The 16,035-nt window shown below is 54.1% G+C and carries 15 protein-coding genes; 5 read left to right on the forward strand and 10 right to left on the reverse strand.

Annotated features, from left to right (window positions below; genetic code table 11):
• Positions 1 to 13 precede the first annotated feature (13 nt).
• Positions 14 to 781 carry an SDR family oxidoreductase gene (locus PCH01S_RS19455; RefSeq protein ID WP_042232116.1) on the reverse strand — a complete coding sequence of 256 codons (768 nt, stop codon included), beginning with the start codon at positions 779 to 781 and terminating at the stop codon, positions 14 to 16.
• A gap of 297 nt (positions 782 to 1,078) precedes the next feature.
• On the opposite strand from PCH01S_RS19455, the gene PCH01S_RS19460 reads away from it, so the two are divergent.
• Positions 1,079 to 1,921: an AraC family transcriptional regulator gene (locus tag PCH01S_RS19460; protein ID WP_042232117.1), complete on the forward strand. Its 843-nt coding sequence runs from the start codon at positions 1,079 to 1,081 to the stop codon at positions 1,919 to 1,921.
• A gap of 247 nt (positions 1,922 to 2,168) precedes the next feature.
• Here PCH01S_RS19460 and PCH01S_RS19465 read toward each other — a convergent pair whose 3' ends face one another.
• The 4 genes from PCH01S_RS19465 to PCH01S_RS19480 form a co-directional block, all read right to left on the reverse strand.
• On the reverse strand, positions 2,169 to 3,269 hold the full coding sequence (locus tag PCH01S_RS19465; RefSeq protein ID WP_042232120.1) for a YitT family protein: 1,101 nt from the start codon (positions 3,267 to 3,269) through the stop codon (positions 2,169 to 2,171).
• A gap of 82 nt (positions 3,270 to 3,351) precedes the next feature.
• Complete coding sequence (locus PCH01S_RS19470) at positions 3,352 to 4,593, reverse strand: cation:proton antiporter (protein WP_042232122.1); 1,242 nt, start codon at positions 4,591 to 4,593, stop codon at positions 3,352 to 3,354.
• 4 nt (positions 4,594 to 4,597) lie between these two features.
• Positions 4,598 to 5,092: a cation:proton antiporter regulatory subunit gene (locus tag PCH01S_RS19475; protein WP_042232125.1), complete on the reverse strand. Its 495-nt coding sequence runs from the start codon at positions 5,090 to 5,092 to the stop codon at positions 4,598 to 4,600.
• Between the two features lie 330 nt (positions 5,093 to 5,422).
• Positions 5,423 to 5,782: a hypothetical protein gene (locus PCH01S_RS19480; RefSeq protein WP_042232127.1), complete on the reverse strand. Its 360-nt coding sequence runs from the start codon at positions 5,780 to 5,782 to the stop codon at positions 5,423 to 5,425.
• A gap of 222 nt (positions 5,783 to 6,004) precedes the next feature.
• Here PCH01S_RS19480 and PCH01S_RS19485 point away from each other — a divergent pair, with 222 nt between their 5' ends.
• Positions 6,005 to 6,697 (forward strand): M24 family metallopeptidase, encoded by a 693-nt coding sequence (locus PCH01S_RS19485; RefSeq protein ID WP_042232129.1) that lies wholly within the window; start codon positions 6,005 to 6,007, stop codon positions 6,695 to 6,697.
• A gap of 32 nt (positions 6,698 to 6,729) precedes the next feature.
• Here the strand turns inward: PCH01S_RS19485 and PCH01S_RS19490 are convergent, their stop codons facing one another.
• Positions 6,730 to 7,491, reverse strand: coding sequence for an HAD-IIB family hydrolase (locus tag PCH01S_RS19490; RefSeq protein WP_042232131.1), 762 nt, complete (start codon positions 7,489 to 7,491; stop codon positions 6,730 to 6,732).
• 342 nt (positions 7,492 to 7,833) lie between these two features.
• Positions 7,834 to 9,213 (reverse strand): MocR-like pyridoxine biosynthesis transcription factor PdxR, encoded by a 1,380-nt coding sequence (gene pdxR / locus PCH01S_RS19495; RefSeq protein WP_042232132.1) that lies wholly within the window; start codon positions 9,211 to 9,213, stop codon positions 7,834 to 7,836.
• Between the two features lie 283 nt (positions 9,214 to 9,496).
• On the opposite strand from pdxR, the gene PCH01S_RS19500 reads away from it, so the two are divergent.
• Positions 9,497 to 10,138 (forward strand): iron-containing redox enzyme family protein, encoded by a 642-nt coding sequence (locus PCH01S_RS19500; protein ID WP_042232135.1) that lies wholly within the window; start codon positions 9,497 to 9,499, stop codon positions 10,136 to 10,138.
• A gap of 19 nt (positions 10,139 to 10,157) precedes the next feature.
• Positions 10,158 to 10,607, forward strand: coding sequence for a hypothetical protein (locus tag PCH01S_RS19505; RefSeq protein WP_042232136.1), 450 nt, complete (start codon positions 10,158 to 10,160; stop codon positions 10,605 to 10,607).
• A 161-nt stretch (positions 10,608 to 10,768) separates the two neighbouring features.
• On the opposite strand, the gene PCH01S_RS19510 is transcribed toward PCH01S_RS19505, so the two are convergent.
• The 3 genes from PCH01S_RS19510 to PCH01S_RS19520 form a co-directional block, all read right to left on the reverse strand.
• On the reverse strand, positions 10,769 to 12,820 hold the full coding sequence (locus tag PCH01S_RS19510) for a glycerophosphodiester phosphodiesterase family protein (protein ID WP_241688784.1): 2,052 nt from the start codon (positions 12,818 to 12,820) through the stop codon (positions 10,769 to 10,771).
• A 230-nt stretch (positions 12,821 to 13,050) separates the two neighbouring features.
• Positions 13,051 to 14,808 carry a fibronectin type III domain-containing protein gene (locus PCH01S_RS19515; protein WP_042232139.1) on the reverse strand — a complete coding sequence of 586 codons (1,758 nt, stop codon included), beginning with the start codon at positions 14,806 to 14,808 and terminating at the stop codon, positions 13,051 to 13,053.
• 356 nt (positions 14,809 to 15,164) lie between these two features.
• Positions 15,165 to 15,449 carry a GNAT family N-acetyltransferase gene (locus PCH01S_RS19520; protein ID WP_042232142.1) on the reverse strand — a complete coding sequence of 95 codons (285 nt, stop codon included), beginning with the start codon at positions 15,447 to 15,449 and terminating at the stop codon, positions 15,165 to 15,167.
• 108 nt (positions 15,450 to 15,557) lie between these two features.
• Between PCH01S_RS19520 and PCH01S_RS19525 the strand changes: the two genes are divergently transcribed.
• Positions 15,558 to 16,007, forward strand: coding sequence for a GNAT family N-acetyltransferase (locus PCH01S_RS19525; protein ID WP_042232143.1), 450 nt, complete (start codon positions 15,558 to 15,560; stop codon positions 16,005 to 16,007).
• The last annotated feature ends 28 nt before the right edge of the window (positions 16,008 to 16,035 follow it).

Consider the following 16,035-nt stretch of genomic DNA (forward strand, 5'->3'; position numbering starts at 1 on the left):
GAAGCGCTGCGCTCTAAATCGTCATAGCTCCGAATCCCCCGTCGACCCGCAGAATCGAGCCGGTTACGAAACCCGACGCCGCGGAAGAAGCCAAGTACACGGCGGCGCCTTGAAGCTCGCGCGCTTCACCGAACCGGTTCATCGGCGTATGGCTCATAATGGAGGAAATCCGCTCCTCCGAAAGAATTTTACGGTTCTGTTCCGCCGGGAAAAATCCCGGTACGATCGCGTTCACGCGCACTCCGGCCGGAGCGAACTCCCTCGCCAAATATTGGGTCACACTGTTCACACCGGCCTTTGAGGCGGAATAGGTGAACACCTTCGACAGCGGCGGATCGGCCGATACGCTCGAAATGTTGATGATGCTCCCGCCGAGCCCGCTTTCCACCATGTATTTGCCGAACACCTGGCAGGCTAGCATGACGCTTTTCAGATTGACGCTCATGATGCTGTCCCACTCCTCTTCCGTGATCTGAAAAAAAGGAGTGGCGCTGTTTTTGCCCGGGCAGTTGAGCAGAATATCGGCTCTGCCCGTCCAGTCCAGCACTTCGTCCAGGACACGCCGCAAATCTCCCGACGACGTCGCGTCCGCCTGGAAGCAGCGGGCCTCGCCGCCCCCTTGCTCGATGCGGTCACGGACCGCCGCGGAGGTAACCGGATTGCGGCCCACAACGGCCACCTGCGCTCCGTGTCCCGCCAGTCCGGCCGCCATCTCCCCGCCCAGCGTGCTGTTGCCGCCGATAACGACAGCCGTTTTGCCCGTCAAATCGAATAAATTCATATGAGGTTGACTCCTTTTCGCTGCTGCGGCTTCCGGGGAATAGTCCTACTAAGTATAATGAGGACACAATCTATGCTCTCCCAGGATAAGCCGAGTTTTTTAATAACATAAACGATTGTGCTTTATATCTCTGCCTTTACCGTACCATGACCTCTTGTAAAACGCTTTCTTCTCGTTATGCACCTGACTTTGTTCATTTATATGTGGTTGGTGTGATCTTTAAGCGGGTGTGTTAAACTGTTCGTAACTTGCTCCCGATCGTTTACTCTCAAATCCGAAAATCCGGAGGACAGCCTTATGAACCTGATGGACACCTTTACGAGGCCTATAGAAGCCCTGTATAACACATCCCGTATCCCCGCCGGTTTTCATTCCCATCTTTATTATGAACTTTATTATTTTCATAGCGGACAATGCAGCTACCTGGTCGGGCACCGGATTTATAACCTTTCCCCGGGCGACCTTCTTCTGATGAACGGCATGACTTTGCATTATCCCAAAATCAACCCGGCTTTCGAGTACTGCCGCACGATTGTTCATTTCGATCCGGCCTATGCCGAGGGGCTGTTCCGCGCACCCTTTCACACTCCGGTGCTGAACCCGTTCAAAAGAACGGATAACCGGCTGATTTCTCTGGAGCCTGGCGAACGAGCGATTTTGGAACCCATACTCGAAGAATTGTGTTCCCTATCCGGAGAAAGCGACTCTTTATGTCGCGACCGGTTCCTCGCTTCTTTTATGCGGGTTCTGCTTCAAGTGTATGAAATCGCGGACAAACCCCGTAACCGGAGCCACGAGCCCGCCGGACCCCGGCAGCAGCATGTGCAGCAGCTCATTTCTTATGTGGAGGCGCATTACACCGAGGATTTCCGCCTGGATGACATCGCCGCCGCCGTTCACTTGAACAAGCACTATCTCGTCAAAATGTTTAAGGAAACGACCGGTATCACCTTGTTTCATTACTTGTACCGGCGCCGCATCAACCAGGCGAAAGTTCTTTTCACCCTGGAGCCCCAAAAAAGCATCACTGAAACCGCCTATGAAGTCGGGTTCAAGCATTTGTCTCACTTCAGTCAGACGTTTAAAAAGTTTACCGGCCTGACGGCGGAAGAATACCGCAAACAGGTGCTGAACACCTAACTCGAAGGAGTGAGGTATTGTTTGGGGCCGCTGCGTAAAACACTAAGAAGGCACCGCAGTTACTTGCTGCGGTGCCTTCTTATGCTGACGGGTTAACCTCCCGGCGATGCTTTGCTCTTGGTCTTGCTCTTGCTCTTGCTCTTGCTCTTGCTCTTGCTCTTGCTCTTGCTCTTGCTCTTGCTCTTGCTCTCGCTCTTGCTCTCGCTCTTTCTCTTGCTCTTGCCCTAGCTCCCGCTTACACTATCCGCTATTCCGCCAAGCTTCCGTCCCTTCTTCGGCCCCGCGAATCCGTCACGATACCGGCAGCCGGGTCGATCGCTTTCACAATGGCTTTCATGCGGGCTTCTTCCATAAAATGAATGGTATAAGAAAGGCTGCGGCCTCTGCTGCGGCTGAAGCTTTCGCTCCTCGCTTCATTCGGCGCTCTTTCGTCCGGCTCCCGTATACTCCCGGTCGCCCCTCCCCCCGCAGACTCGCAAGGCTCGACAGGCCGGAAGTTCGCGATGACCCGTCCGGAGCGCCTGCTGAAAAAACGCTCGGCAGCCCGCTCCAACCCGTAAGCGTGACGCTCTTCCGGCATCGCTCTTTTTGCAGCCGCCTCACGTTTTTCCGCCTCTTCAGCTTCACAGTCTGAGGCCTTCCGTCCCAGCCTGGCCTCCATCTCTTTCTCGATTTCAGCGCAGTGCCCGCTTACAATCGTAATCCGGCGGTGTACGGAGAACCCCCGAAGACTGAAATGGACCGTTTCATACGCGAGCAGGTAAGCGAGAATGGAATACATCGCCTGATCCCAGCCGTAAATAAAGCCGGCCCCCGCCAAAATAAAACAGTTCAGCAGCATGAAATCTTGATCTTTGAAACCGAATTTCACCAGTTTCTCGGTGTGATCCCGCGTTTCCAGCGTATCCAGGGTCGCCCCGTAGCGGATGACCAGACCGATCCCCAGCCCCAGAGCGGCTCCTCCGCAGAAGGCCGCCATCATCGGATTTTCGATCAGAGCCGGTACCGGATGCAAGATAAGGGCGCTGAGCGAAAATACGAGCAGGCCGAGAACCGTAAGCACCGCAAAATTACGCCGGACCTTCCGGTACGAAAGCAGAATAAGCGGCAGGTTCAGCACGAACAGAAACAGCCCAAGCCTCATTTCCGTAAAATGGGCCGCCAAAGCGGACAGGCCCGTCATCCCTCCGACCAGCATCCGGTTCGGGATCAGGAACAGCTCCAGCCCGACTGCGGCCAGTACGCTCCCGCAAATCACCATCAAGAGCTTGAAACACCACTGTGCCAAGGACCAACCGCCCAGTACTTCTCCGGCCGGACCCATGCGGACATTTTGCAAAAGCTTCATCGGAATTCCTCCTCATCGCTTAGATTACGTCCTTACAGGACCGTACAATCAGCCAGCGTCCGAGTGCGAATATCCCGCGGCGTTACCCGCTTCCCTCCTTTTGCAGAACGGTTTTGCCCTCCTTTTTGCCGGACGCGTCTTTGAAAGGAATCACTTTATTCATCCACTTGTAGATGGTTTTGCTTTCCTTGGTAAGCAGCGGCCCGAGAATCGCCATAATGAGTACGTACAGAGCCGCGAACGGCTGTAAAACCGCAAGCAGTCCGCCCGCTTTGCCGAGATTGGCCATAATGATGGAAAATTCGCCGCGCGACACAATGGTCAGGCCGATGTTGGCCGAAGCCTTCGAAGGCAGACCGGCGCTTCGCCCCGCAAGCAGTCCTGCGGCCAAGTTGCCGATCAAAGTAATCGCGACGGCTCCCAGCGACATCCAGACGGCTCCGCCGAGCGCCAGGGGATCGATGGTCAGCCCGAAGCTGAAGAAGAAAATGGCGCCGAAGAAGTCCCGGAACGGCATGATCAGATGCTCGATCCGCTTCGCGTGCTCCGTCTCCGCCAGGACAAGCCCGACGAGCAGGGCACCGATCGCTTCCGCGACATGAATCGTTTCGGAGAAGCCCGCTACGAGGAACAGCGCCGCGAAAATCACGAGCGCGAACAGCTCGTTGGAGCGGATGTTCAGCAGCCGGTTCAGGAGTGGAACGGCTTTTCTGCCCGCTACGAGCAGCACCAGCATAAATCCGAGCGCGATGAGCGCGGAGAGCAGCACGCCTCCCAGCGTTGTGGAACCGCTTAGGACGAGTCCTGACAGGATAGAAATGTAAACGGCGAGGAAAACATCTTCGAACATAATAATACCGAGGATCATTTCGGTTTCGGGATTGGCCGTTCTTTTCAGATCGACCAGAACTTTGGCCACGATGGCACTGGAGGAAATCGTCGTAATTCCGGCAATCACCAGAATTTCGGCTAGAGGGAAACCGAGCGCCCAAGCGAATATGACGCCCAGCGTAAAATTAATGAGGATATAAATCGTACCGCCCACGGCGATGGAACGCCCCGACTTGATAAGCCGGCCTACCGAGAACTCCAGTCCCAGATAGAACAGAAGGAACAGGACCCCGATCCGGCCCATAAACTCGATCAGCGGCGCGCTTTCAATGAACCGGAAATCAAAATGCCAGATCTCCAGCGCGTGCGGACCTACGGCCATCCCGATCAGAATATAGAAAGGAATGACCGAGAAGCGGAGTTTGGCCGACAACAACCCGGCCGCCGCAATAAGCGCGATGGCCAGACCTACCTCGAATACCATGTGATTCATCTATTCAACCACTTCCATTCTTTAAAATGTGCCGGAACAATTTTTGCTGCTGTCTTTCCCCGACCACGATCAGAGTCGAGTCGGCGGACAAGACATAATCCGGTCCCGGATTGATCTGCTTGCCGTGATTTTTGTCGACCACCGCAATGATGGTCGCTCCCGAATTTTGCCGGACGTCCAGCTCGCCGATGGATTGGCCGACGCACGCATACTCCGGGTCCATCTTGTACCATTCGATGATCAAATCGTCCAGAGCCACTTCGATCGACTCCAGCGCCTTCGGTTTATAAGTTAATCCGCCTACGATTGCGGCAAGCTGACGGGCTTCATCGTCGTCAAGGGTAACCATGGATAGACTCTCGTCCGGATCGTCATAGTGAAAATGGTACATTTCGCGTCTGCCGTCGTCATGAAGGATAACGACGATCTTATCTCCGCCGCGGGTATTCATCAGGAACTTCTTTCCTATCCCCGGCAAATCGGATTCTCTTACGTACATAGTGGAATAGCCTCCTATAAATGAGTGTAATTATGGACGTCCGGTCCGGTTTCAGACTGCATGTGCCCTTAGCGGCCGTAAGGAGTCTAAGAATTCGGACAGACGGGGGCCTTGCCGCCCGGCTTATTTTTTTGCCGAGGCTCATCAACGTTTTCCGTATCATTCATGTTATTTTTATACATATTTATGCATTATTTATGCATTCAGGAGAAGTTCGGACAGACTCAAAGAAACCGTCTCAAAGCGGCCGAAAAAAATTATACGGGCAAATAAATTTGTTCAAAATTAGGATGAACGGGACTTACGATTTACCGGATAACGGCAGAGGATTTAAACCACGTAATTGGACGTGAATTTGATCGGAAGAAGGAATTGTTTGCGCCTTAACAGGCAGATGAAGGGTTTGTACCGGAGCCCTGGAATGGGGGCTTTAAAGAGGGTAAACAGGCACAGCACGAATAAGACCACGAGGGTGTTGGCCGCCTTCACCATTTTGGCAAAATGATGGGTAACGGCTTTGCGGATCACATACTTGGATTTGTGTTCGCTAAGCGGAGGGACAGACTCGTACGTGGAGGAGGACTGGCTGGCCGCGGCTTCCTGAGTCAGAGGCACGGGCGCGGAGAAGCTCAGCAGGAAAGAAAGCGCAAGAAACAGGCACCAGCGAATGATCGCGTTCCGTTGCTTCATCGTCTCCCCCCTTTTATAATCTGTTACAACTATGATAACACATTTTGCGCCTTTACGAAACAGTTTCGGACTTATTTTATGCATTTTTTTGTTTGATTATGCAAAATACCGGAAGCCTGTCCCTACTATCCTGCAGGATCTGTAACTTCCCAACTCGTCCCTCAACCCGTACAATAGGGGAGGTGATAATTGGAAGCCCGTTAGAGAGAGGAGTACAACATCATGGCAGCATCCAGACAGGAACGTCATACAAATTTACGCGAGGCGGAAAAGAAAGCCCTTGCGCTTTTCGAGTTGGCCGAAGCGAAAGGAATTCTGCGCAGCGGCGTTACGGAAAAAGAACTGAACCGTGAAATTTATGAGTTCGCCTTCGAGCTTTACGGGATCAAAAAATATTGGCACAAGCGGATCGTGCGTGCGGGAAGCAATACGCTTCATCCGTACCGGGAAAATCCGCCCGACAGAATGGTCGAGCCGGGAGACATTCTCTTTATCGACTTCGGACCTATCTTTGAAGATTGGGAAGCCGATTTCGGACGCACATACGTGTTTGGAGACGATCCCCTCAAAAATAAACTGCGGCGGGACGTTGAACTCGCCTGGCATGACGGCAAGGCCTTCTTCGATTCCCGTCCGGACATAACGGGCAGCGAGCTTTACGATTTTATGACCGCTTTAGCCCGCGATTACGGCTGGGAGTATGGCGGCCCTCACGCCGGTCATCTTATCGGGGAATTCCCCCACGAGATCGTACAGGGCGAAGAAGTCGAGAATTATATCCATCCCGACAACCACATCAAGATGCGGGATAACGATAAAAACGGCCTGCTCCGCGACTGGATCCTAGAGATCCATTTTGTGGACCGCGAGCGCGAGATCGGCGGATTTTTCGAGCAGTTGCTGACGGTGGACTAATCATCCGCCAAAAAAAGGAGCCTGCACGGCACTCAAACGAGTACCGTGCCGAGCTCCTTTAATTTTTGCAGGATATTCTCCTCCGTCCGGTCGTCGACGGCGATTCTCTCCTTGGCGAGTTCAGCCAGAGCGTCATGGTCTCCGATCAACACCGAATGCTTCGCTTTCCGGAAAAGCGGCAGATCGTTGTTGTCGTTGCCGAAACAAATGAACTCATCCAACTGGAGTCCGCAACCGCTCAAAGCCGCCATCTTGTTGACGCCTTGACTGGTCACATCCAGAATGCCTTCCGAGGAGTGATGATGGATCGTAACGTCCAAGGCTCTCAGCTTCGCGGACAGCTCCTCAAACCGGCTGCAGGAGAGCACGACGATTTTGACAAATGATTGAATGTCGTCCAGCTCCACGCGTCTCGCCAGCCCATGGGGGTCCACATTAGCCAGGAACGGGTGCCCGGGACTCAGACGGTAAGCATAGTTCCATGTATCGTCGATAAGATATTCAGCCTCATAATCGTTCAGCAGGTTAACGATTTGCCCGGCTAACGGCCCGGGAATCGGCTGGTACGCCAGCGGCTGCTTGCGGTAAAACGTCATCGCGCCGTTCGCCCCGATCAGCAGATGTCCGCCGAATCTATCGTCCAGGACGGGAAGCATATCCCGGCAGGGCCGCGCCGATGCGAAGCCCACAAAGTGCCCGGCATCCTCCAGCTCCAGCAAAACATCCAGAATGCGCTTCGAAATCGGCTGTCCTTTGAAACAAATCGTTCCATCCAGATCGAAAATAAAGTTCATGTTCACGCCCACCTTACTCGGTTGATGTACCTAATCGTAACGGGTACGGCCCGTCCGTTAAAGGGACAGAACGCGCAAAGTGAGCAGGACACCCCGCAGGCGTGCAGGGCAGGCTGCGGCAAGCATGCGGCAGGTGTACGCCCGAATCCCCTACCGGCCTTTCAGGCCCGCGAGTCGTGAGGGACGGTGCCGGGCCAGGCGGTACCGCCGCGTCCCCCGCAATGCGGCGCGGGGCCGGACGCTACCATGCCGGGCCCACAGCGCACAGGGCACGGCCCCGCCTTCCCGCTCAGAGCCTGCGCAGCGGGAACAAGCGGCCCGCCGCCGTCACAATCCGGCGGCTCAGAACCACGCTTCCGCCAGCGCCTTCACGCCGGCGGCAATTTCCTCCCGGCCCAGCGCCCCGTATCCGAGCAGCACGGTCGGATGCTCGTCTCCGGGCCGCAGCCAGTACCGGGCGGTGCCGTACACCCGCACGCCCTTTTCTAGGGCCGCTTCGATCAGCTCGTCCTCCGACCGGTCCGTCCGTACGGTCAGGAAAGCGTGGAGCCCCGTGTCTTTGCCCTCGGCTTGCGCTGTTCCCGGCATATACCGTTCGAGGGCCTCCGAGAAATAGCGCCGCTTCTCCTCGTAAAGCCTCCTCATCTGCTGCAGATGCTTGTACCAGTACCCGTCGGACAAGTACCGGGCGAATGTGAGCTGGTCCAATCTGGAAACCGGCTGGTCGTACTCCGGGACTTTCGAGTGAAACTCGGAAAGAAGTCCGGGGGGCAGCACCATGTAGCTGAGATTGAACACCGGCAGCAGCGCCTTGGAGATCCGGCCGATGTAAACCGTCTTGTCCGGGACCATGCTCTGAATCGCGGGAAGAATCCCTTCCTCGTATTTAAACTCCCATTCGTAATCGTCCTCGATGAGATATTCGCGGGAGCGGGCCCAATCCGCCAGCTCCGTTCTTTTATCCGCAGGCATTGTCACCCGGTTCCTGAACTGCTGGGAGGGGCTTACATACATCACGTTCGCGGCGCTTCCCGTAAGCTCCCGAAGAGAGACACCGCTGCCGGTCAATGGAATCGGGTGGACGCGAAACCCCAGATTCAAAAACGTATTCCGGGCCCCGTCGTATCCGGGATTCTCAACGCCGATCCTGTGCTTCTTCACGTCGAGAAGCTGGCTTAACAGCATCACGAGCTGCTGGGGGGCCGCTCCCACGACGAGCTGGTCCGGGGTAGACAGAACGCCCCTGGATTCATACAAAAGCCTGGAAAGTTCCTTTCGGAGCGGATATTCCCCCTGACTCGTTCCTTCGACGGCATAACGGCTCTGGTACTGCGCGACCAGAAGATTCCGGACCTTGTTCCAATGCCGGAAGGGGAACGTCCCCAGCTCAATATTGCCGTAGCGGAAATCCGTCGTGACCGTCTGTTCGGGGGTATTTGCCTCTTCCGCCCGGATAACCTTGCGCGAGGACTCATCCGGCTCGTACGTCACGCAGAAGCCCCTCTGAGGGATATTCCGCAGATACCCTTCCGATATCAGCAGCTGATAGGCGTTTTCCACGCTATTTTTACTGACGCCGAAAGACCGGGCACTGCTGCGGAGCGAAGGAAGATAGTCTCCGCTGCGCAGCCTTCCTTCCCGGATCCCGTTTTTGAAATAGGTATATAACTGGTGAAAAATCGGCTTTTTGCTGGCCGAAAGATCCAGCGTAAATTCACGCATGACGCGACGCACCTCCTAAGCTTGGATGCTTCCTCCGGCTGTACCGGAGACACTAGGCATACGGCATCCTTATCGCTACCGAGTGCCTCGCCTCCTAATTTTTATCGTGCAGATCCTGCTTTTCCGGTCCACAGCTTCACTCTTATCTTCCCAAACCTGTCTTGAAACTTCAAGAAAAGATAATTTAACAGAAAAGAAGAAAATTTAACAAAATTTTGTCGTTATTTGTCTTAAGAATTTACATTATTTTGTCGATATACATGTAGAAAGGGGAGATAACTGAATGACAAGCGTTACAACAACCAAAGAAGAAGTTATCGAAAGAATCAGCGGGATCATTTCATCGGAGCTTGAGCGTGTTAAAACTGAAAATCCGTTCTTTTTGAACTTCCCGGCGGAAAAAAATCCGCAGTATTTCGTCTGGTGCAACAACCTCTACCATTTGTCCAAACATTTTGGGGAACTGCTGAAGCTCAGATGGGAACGGTTCCCGGATGTGGACCACGATGTTTTCTCCACTCACTATGACGAAGAGAAAGACCATGCCGAGATGCTCCGCAAATGGATGATCGGCATCGGCTTGGACGATCCCGAAAACCATACGGCCAATTACGAGACGGAACACTTTATCTCTCTCCAATACCGCGCCGTTGCGGCCATGGATGAAAATATGTCGCTGCTGATCATCAACAGCACGAGCGAAGGCTTCGCTCACGCCGTCTATCTTCACGCCTACAAAATCCTCCAGGAAACCGGCTTCACGGATCTCGAGTACTGGGCGATTCACTGCGAGGCAGACGAGGAACACAGCCAAGTGTATCATCTCATCCAGAACATGACCGAAAAACAACTGCAGGAAGCCGAGCATCTCGTTAAGTATACCTGCAACACGTTGGACGTCATGCTCGCATCCTGGTTTAAATAATTCGCGAAGGGGTACCCAAATGAGCGTTGTACTTAAAGATAAATTCAGCTCCAACATGGATAAAGCCAACCTGGTTTTTGCCTGGCAGGTCGTCGATAACCTGACGGTCGAGGAAGCCCAAGAGGCGGCTCGCATCATTACCGAAACTGTGGCAAACAACGCCAAATCAGGCAAAGTCAAGCTGCTTGTCGACAACCGTTTTATGGAGCGCGACAGACGTCCGATCGTGTTCACACCGGAGGTCAACAGCATCTGGGAAGAAGCGCAAAGAACCGTATTCCCTCATGTTTCCCACATTGCCGTGCTGTGCAGCGGTTCGATCATGAAGATGCAGATGGACCGCATCTCCAGAAATTCGAACATTTCCGATATTCAGAAAAGCTACTGGAACAAAGAAGATCAGGTTATGCTGAAAGAAGCTTTCGATTTCCTCGGCATAAACTCCAACGATCTCGTCAAAAACAAGTAACAGCCGAACGACCCGAGTCCCGCGTTTCCTCCTGAGGAAACCGGGGCTTTTTCGCTTTTCCTTCTCCGATGAAAAAAAGCGCACAGATCCCGCAGGATCGTGCGCTTTTCGCATCGCGTCGCGTAATTTCCCGGCGCCGGGTACGAAAGAATAAGTTTCGTTCAGCCCGGTTCTTTAACATCCCGGACTTCCAGCGTGATGGGCTGCGTGTACAAGTCGTACTTGCTGCCGCCGTCGATGACCGCCGTATATCTCAGAAGAGCGTGGGCTTTGCCCGGTCTTTTCGCCGTGATCCGGCTTCCGTAAGCCTCCACACTGATTTCGCCGTCGAGCAGAATCACATCGGCCGCCTTCTCCAGCCGGTCGCCTTTGAACGTTTCCATCAGCACGGACAAGTCCTTGCTTTCGTAGTTGCCGACGACGATATGGTCCTGCACCGGTTTAACGGAGGCCGCCCAATCCGAAGCCCAGAACGCGTAGTCCGTCGTAATGCCGAACGCGCCGTAACAGAAAAATTTCGCAAAATTGCTCTTGTCGTTAAACGTCCAGGGAGAAATCAGAACTCCCCGGTGCTTGGCGGCTTCCATAAAGTTCGGCCCCAGCCCTTTGTAAGTGGTATTGAACGTGGTATTTCTCAGCTGCATCAGCCGAAGCGTGTTGGTCAGCGACCCGTCGATATTCGCCTCATTGGCGGTTTCCCCGGTCAGCAGCCCCATCGGCATTTCGGGCATCAGCTCGGAGAGACGTTTCAATTGGTCGGGATTGAAAGCCATCGTGTTGATCAAATCTTCGGCGCCTTTATCTTTAACCACCTTAACAAAAGCATCCATCGCCGCCGGGTTCTTCGATTTCATCTCGGCCATAATCATTTTGCCCTGGCTGCGGGCAAGGTCGATCTGCTCTTCGAGCGTCGGTATCTGGACGTACGGGAACCCGGCCGGATACGGTTTGTTGGCGTTCAGCTTTTTCAGCTGGGCCAGGGTAAAGTCCTCAACCTTGCCTTTGCCGTTCGTCGTGCTTTCAAGCAAAGGGTCGTGAATGATCACAAGCCGGCCGTCTTTGGTAAGGTACATATCGTTCTCGATAAAATCCGCTCCCGCCTCCAGACCGAGACGATTGGAAACGATCGTGTTCTCGGGAGCCTTCGACGGCATTCCCCGGTGCCCGATGATGTACGGCTTACGGATCAGCGTATTCCCGTGGGAATACACTTTCAGGGCTTTGAAGGCCGCTTTGGGCGAATCGGTCACAATCCCGTTAACCCCCGCCGTGATCAGCGTGTGCAGACCCAGCTCCGGGCCAGCCTTCGTCCCCGCCTCCTTCGTCCAGACGACGATGAGTCTCTGCTGAAGGTACGCGACAGAGGAACGGGAGGCCGAGGCCCCGGGAAGAATGGCGATCTTGGCCAGACTGGCCGTCGTTTTGCGGCGGATGTTCAGCAGATCGTCCGCCGACAGATTCCCGGCCGAGCTGAAATCCACGATGCCGCGCAAGGCCGGATACAGCGTTCTGGCCCGCTTGACGAGCTCGCCCCGGTCGGACACGACGAAAGCGTCCTCGATGCCGCTCTTCTTAAGCAGCCCGGCCACGCTGTCCGCCGTCTCCCCGTCCCGGACGTAGAAAGCCGGGATCATCCGGCGGCCCAGCCCATCCAGGACGGCCTCGAGCGTACCCAGCTCCGTTTTGCCGGAAGGGTCCGTAATCCGGAGTCCACTGCTCACATGGAGGATGACGGTAGCGGGCTTTGCCGGACCGGACAGCTCCTCCAGCTGCTCCTTGCTGCGCAGCTCCGTCACGATAGTCGGCGCGATGGCGATGCCCGTCTCCGGCTCCGTGACCTGCACAAGCTTGCTTCCGGGTGCCGGAGGCTGCTTCACCGGCTGCGCTGCGATACCGGCGCCTGCCCCGACGGGTGGAGGCGTCCCGCCCTTTCCGGCGGAAGCTACCGCTGTTGCGGCTCCGGTTTGTTTCGTTTTATCTGATAAGATGTTCGGGTGATCCGGGGTTCCGCCTGCAATCGTCGTGCCGCTTCCAAGCGCCTGACTTCCTGCATCAGCCATGTGAGCCTGCGGCATGCCCGCACGAAACGGAACTGCCATGCCCACCAAAGCCAACGTAACTCCCACATAGAAAATGTTCCAACGACGTGTCGACTGTTTGCGCTCTTTCCCTGTGGAAGGTTTCAGGTACTTGAAAAATTTTGCCGGTTGCACGGCTCTCCCCCTTACATGTGGTGAAATGTTCCCCAACCCGATAATCCCGTGTGTATTTGAAGATTATGGTGGATACACCTCATTGTATCAAGTTCTCATTAGTGAGTAACGAATTCTTTATAAAGAATGTTTGAATTTTCCTTAAACTTTTCTTACAAAAATAAAAGACTTCCCGACGTGGATCGTCGGGAAGTCTTTAAAGCAAATCCTAGCTTGCCGGAAGACGGACATTAAGGCAGTTGGCTAAGGAAAGGTTTGACCGTTTTCGCGAAGCTGTAGCCGTTCATGCCGTCCCAGTTGATGGACCAGGTCATGGCACCGCGGATGTCCGGATATTTCGCTACCGGCTTGTAGCTTCCGCAGCTGTTGCCGGTTGCCAGGCAGTTCAGCGCGTTGTTCACAACCGATGCGGATACATAACCGCCGCCCGCAGCCGAAGAGGTTGCCGGAACGCCGATACCGAGATGGCTAGGTTGTACCCACTGGATAGCGAGGTCCGTAAGAGCCGTCAGGAAGTCGACGGTTCCCTGCGAGTAACACTTGCCGTCACGGCCGAGCATACAGCCGGAATTGTAGAACTGCGTGTTGATGACTGTCGTAATGTCTTTCACGTTGTTGTAGAACTGGATGTAGCTCGTTTGGTTGTTCTGCATGTCGATCGTTTGCGGAGCCATGGTCAGGATGAAGCCGGAGCCGACTTTCGCCTGAATCTGGCGGACCGCCGTGGTCAGGTTCGGAACGTTGAAGCCGTGCTCCAGATCCACGTCGAGGCCGTCAAATCCATATTCCGTAATAAGGCTGGACATGGTGCTGACAAAGTTGGACACGTTCGGCGAAGCGCTGCTGAGGTCGATGTTGCCTTTCTCGCCCCCGATAGACAAGATGACTTTCTTGCCCTGCGCCTTTTTCGCTTTGATATCGTTAATCAGATCCGCATTGCTATAACCGCCGAGAGCTTTGGACAGGTCGGGATCAATGCCGAAGGTAACGCCGCCCGGCTTGGAGCGGTCCATCTCCGCGAAGGATACGGCAATGATGTCGTACTCGGCCGGCACTTCGCTCAGCTTGAGGTTCTTCGCACCGTTAACGAAATTCTGCCAGTAGCCGGTCACGATGTGCTTAGGCAGTTGACCGCCTCCGCCGCCGGTCGGCTGGGTTCTGGCCGTAACGGCCGCACTGGCCGGAGATACGTTGCCTGCCGCGTCTTTCGCCTTCACCGTGAACGTGTAGGAAGTGTCGGCCGACAAGCCCGTTACGGTAGCGGTCAAGCCCGTTACCGTCTGCGCCAGGGCGCCGTTGCTGTACACTTCGTATTGGGCAACGCCGACGTTATCCGTTGCCGCGCTCCAGGATAGGGAGACGCTCGACGTAGTCGATCCCGTCGCAGTCAAGTTGCCCGGTGCAGTCGGCGCCTGCGTATCGGAGCCTCCGCTCGTAGGCAGTGTAGTCACGCTGAGCGCGCTGCTTGCCGCCGACACGTTGCCTGCGGCGTCTTTCGCTTTCACTGTGTACGAATAAGCCGTATTCGGGGTCAATCCCGTGTTCGTGTAAGTCAGCGTACTGCCGGAAACGCTTCCAACAAGCGTAGCGTCTCTGTAAATATCGTAGCCTGTAACACCGACATTATCGGTAGACGGGTTCCAGGCAACCGTGATACTGGTGGAAGTCGTCGTTCCGGAAACCTTCAGGCCTGTCGGCGCTGTAGGAGCCTGGTTGTCGACTGTTCCTCCGCCTTGAACTTCTTTCCACAGGGCCGGAACGTTAGGCGGCTCCCAGCCGTTTAACGACGTATGCGGCTGTACGACCTGATAAGATTTTCCGCTGTATGTGACCGTATCGCCAACCGCATAGGAAGTCGATGCCGCCCATGCTCCACGATCGGCCGCCGAAGCCATTGCGGGAATTAAAGAGGCGAACAAAGTCGCGGTCAGCAGAAAACCGGCGGTTTTCTTCACAACCGATTTTGGACCGGTTAAAATTTTTTTCATAAATAAGATCCCTCCTGAATTGGTTGATCTGCGTTCCGGGGAACGCGGAATGGAATGCATGCTGCATCCGAAGTGCGTAACGTATTCCCACCTCCTCATGGATTTAAAAAACGGTTGGCGAAAGAAATGAAAGCCCTTTCCTACTTCCATTTAAACACGGGTACATAACCAAAAGTAGGGATAAATCTATTGAATATAGGGGGAATATTACAGAATAAGACATATAAAAAAGCGTCATTCCGTCTGGAATGAACGCTTGTCGTCAAATTGCCGGGAATCGGCCCGACCGCCCCGATCCAAATTCCGTCCGCCGGTTCAAGATACCCGCCGGGTACACATGCTTTCACCGCTAAAGTCTATTCTTCTTCACGCCGCCAAATATCGTGGTATTCCTTGTGCCGCTTGAAAAGGGCGTGCGCATACGAACAGGCTGGAACGACCGTTTTCTTCTCTTCCCTCGCCTGATCGACGACCGCCCGGACCAGCTCTTCGCCCACTTTCTGACCCCGCAGAGATTCGGATACGAAAGTATGATCGATCACTAGCGACTCGCTGCCCAGCGGCTGATACGTAATTTCGGCGACCGCTTCTCCGTTTTCCATCACCACGTAGCCATTGCCTCGTTTGATCGTTTCTCTCATGATATTGGCCTCCTCCTGATCTGTTCTTTTTATTATTAACCATTTTTTGGCCTTTCTATTTTCCGAGAATCTTGGCAGACTCAAATAAGAACGGGAGGCGGTGGAAAAATGAAAGAAAAAAAGGTCAGGGAAATCCGATTGCCCGATTATCCGGCCATTTATTTGTTAAACCAAGACTTCAATCCGAACCTGCATTCGTTTTCTGAACAAAAAGTAAAAGAAAAGATTGAAATCATCACCCAAAAAACAAACGACATCATTTTCGTTTGTGAACAAGATGAGGAAGTTATCGGATATATCCATGGAAGCCCCTATGAACTGCTTTTTTCCGATTCATTAGTCAACGTCTTGGGATTTGTAGTGAAGAAAACGTTCCGAAATCAGGGCGCAGGCAGCATGTTGATCGAGAGTCTTGAAGCCTGGGGAAAGACCAACGGATTTTATGGAATCAAATTATTATCCCATCCGAGCCGGACAGCGGCTCACAGATTCTATGAAAAGCGCGGCTATACGTTTACAAAGGACCAAAAGAATTTTATAAAAACGTTCGACTGCTAACAAAAAAGCCTTAACCCATTTCGGGTCA

It is taken from the genome of Paenibacillus chitinolyticus NBRC 15660 (assembly GCF_000739915.1).
Lineage (GTDB): Bacteria > Bacillota > Bacilli > Paenibacillales > NBRC-103111 > Paenibacillus_F > Paenibacillus_F chitinolyticus.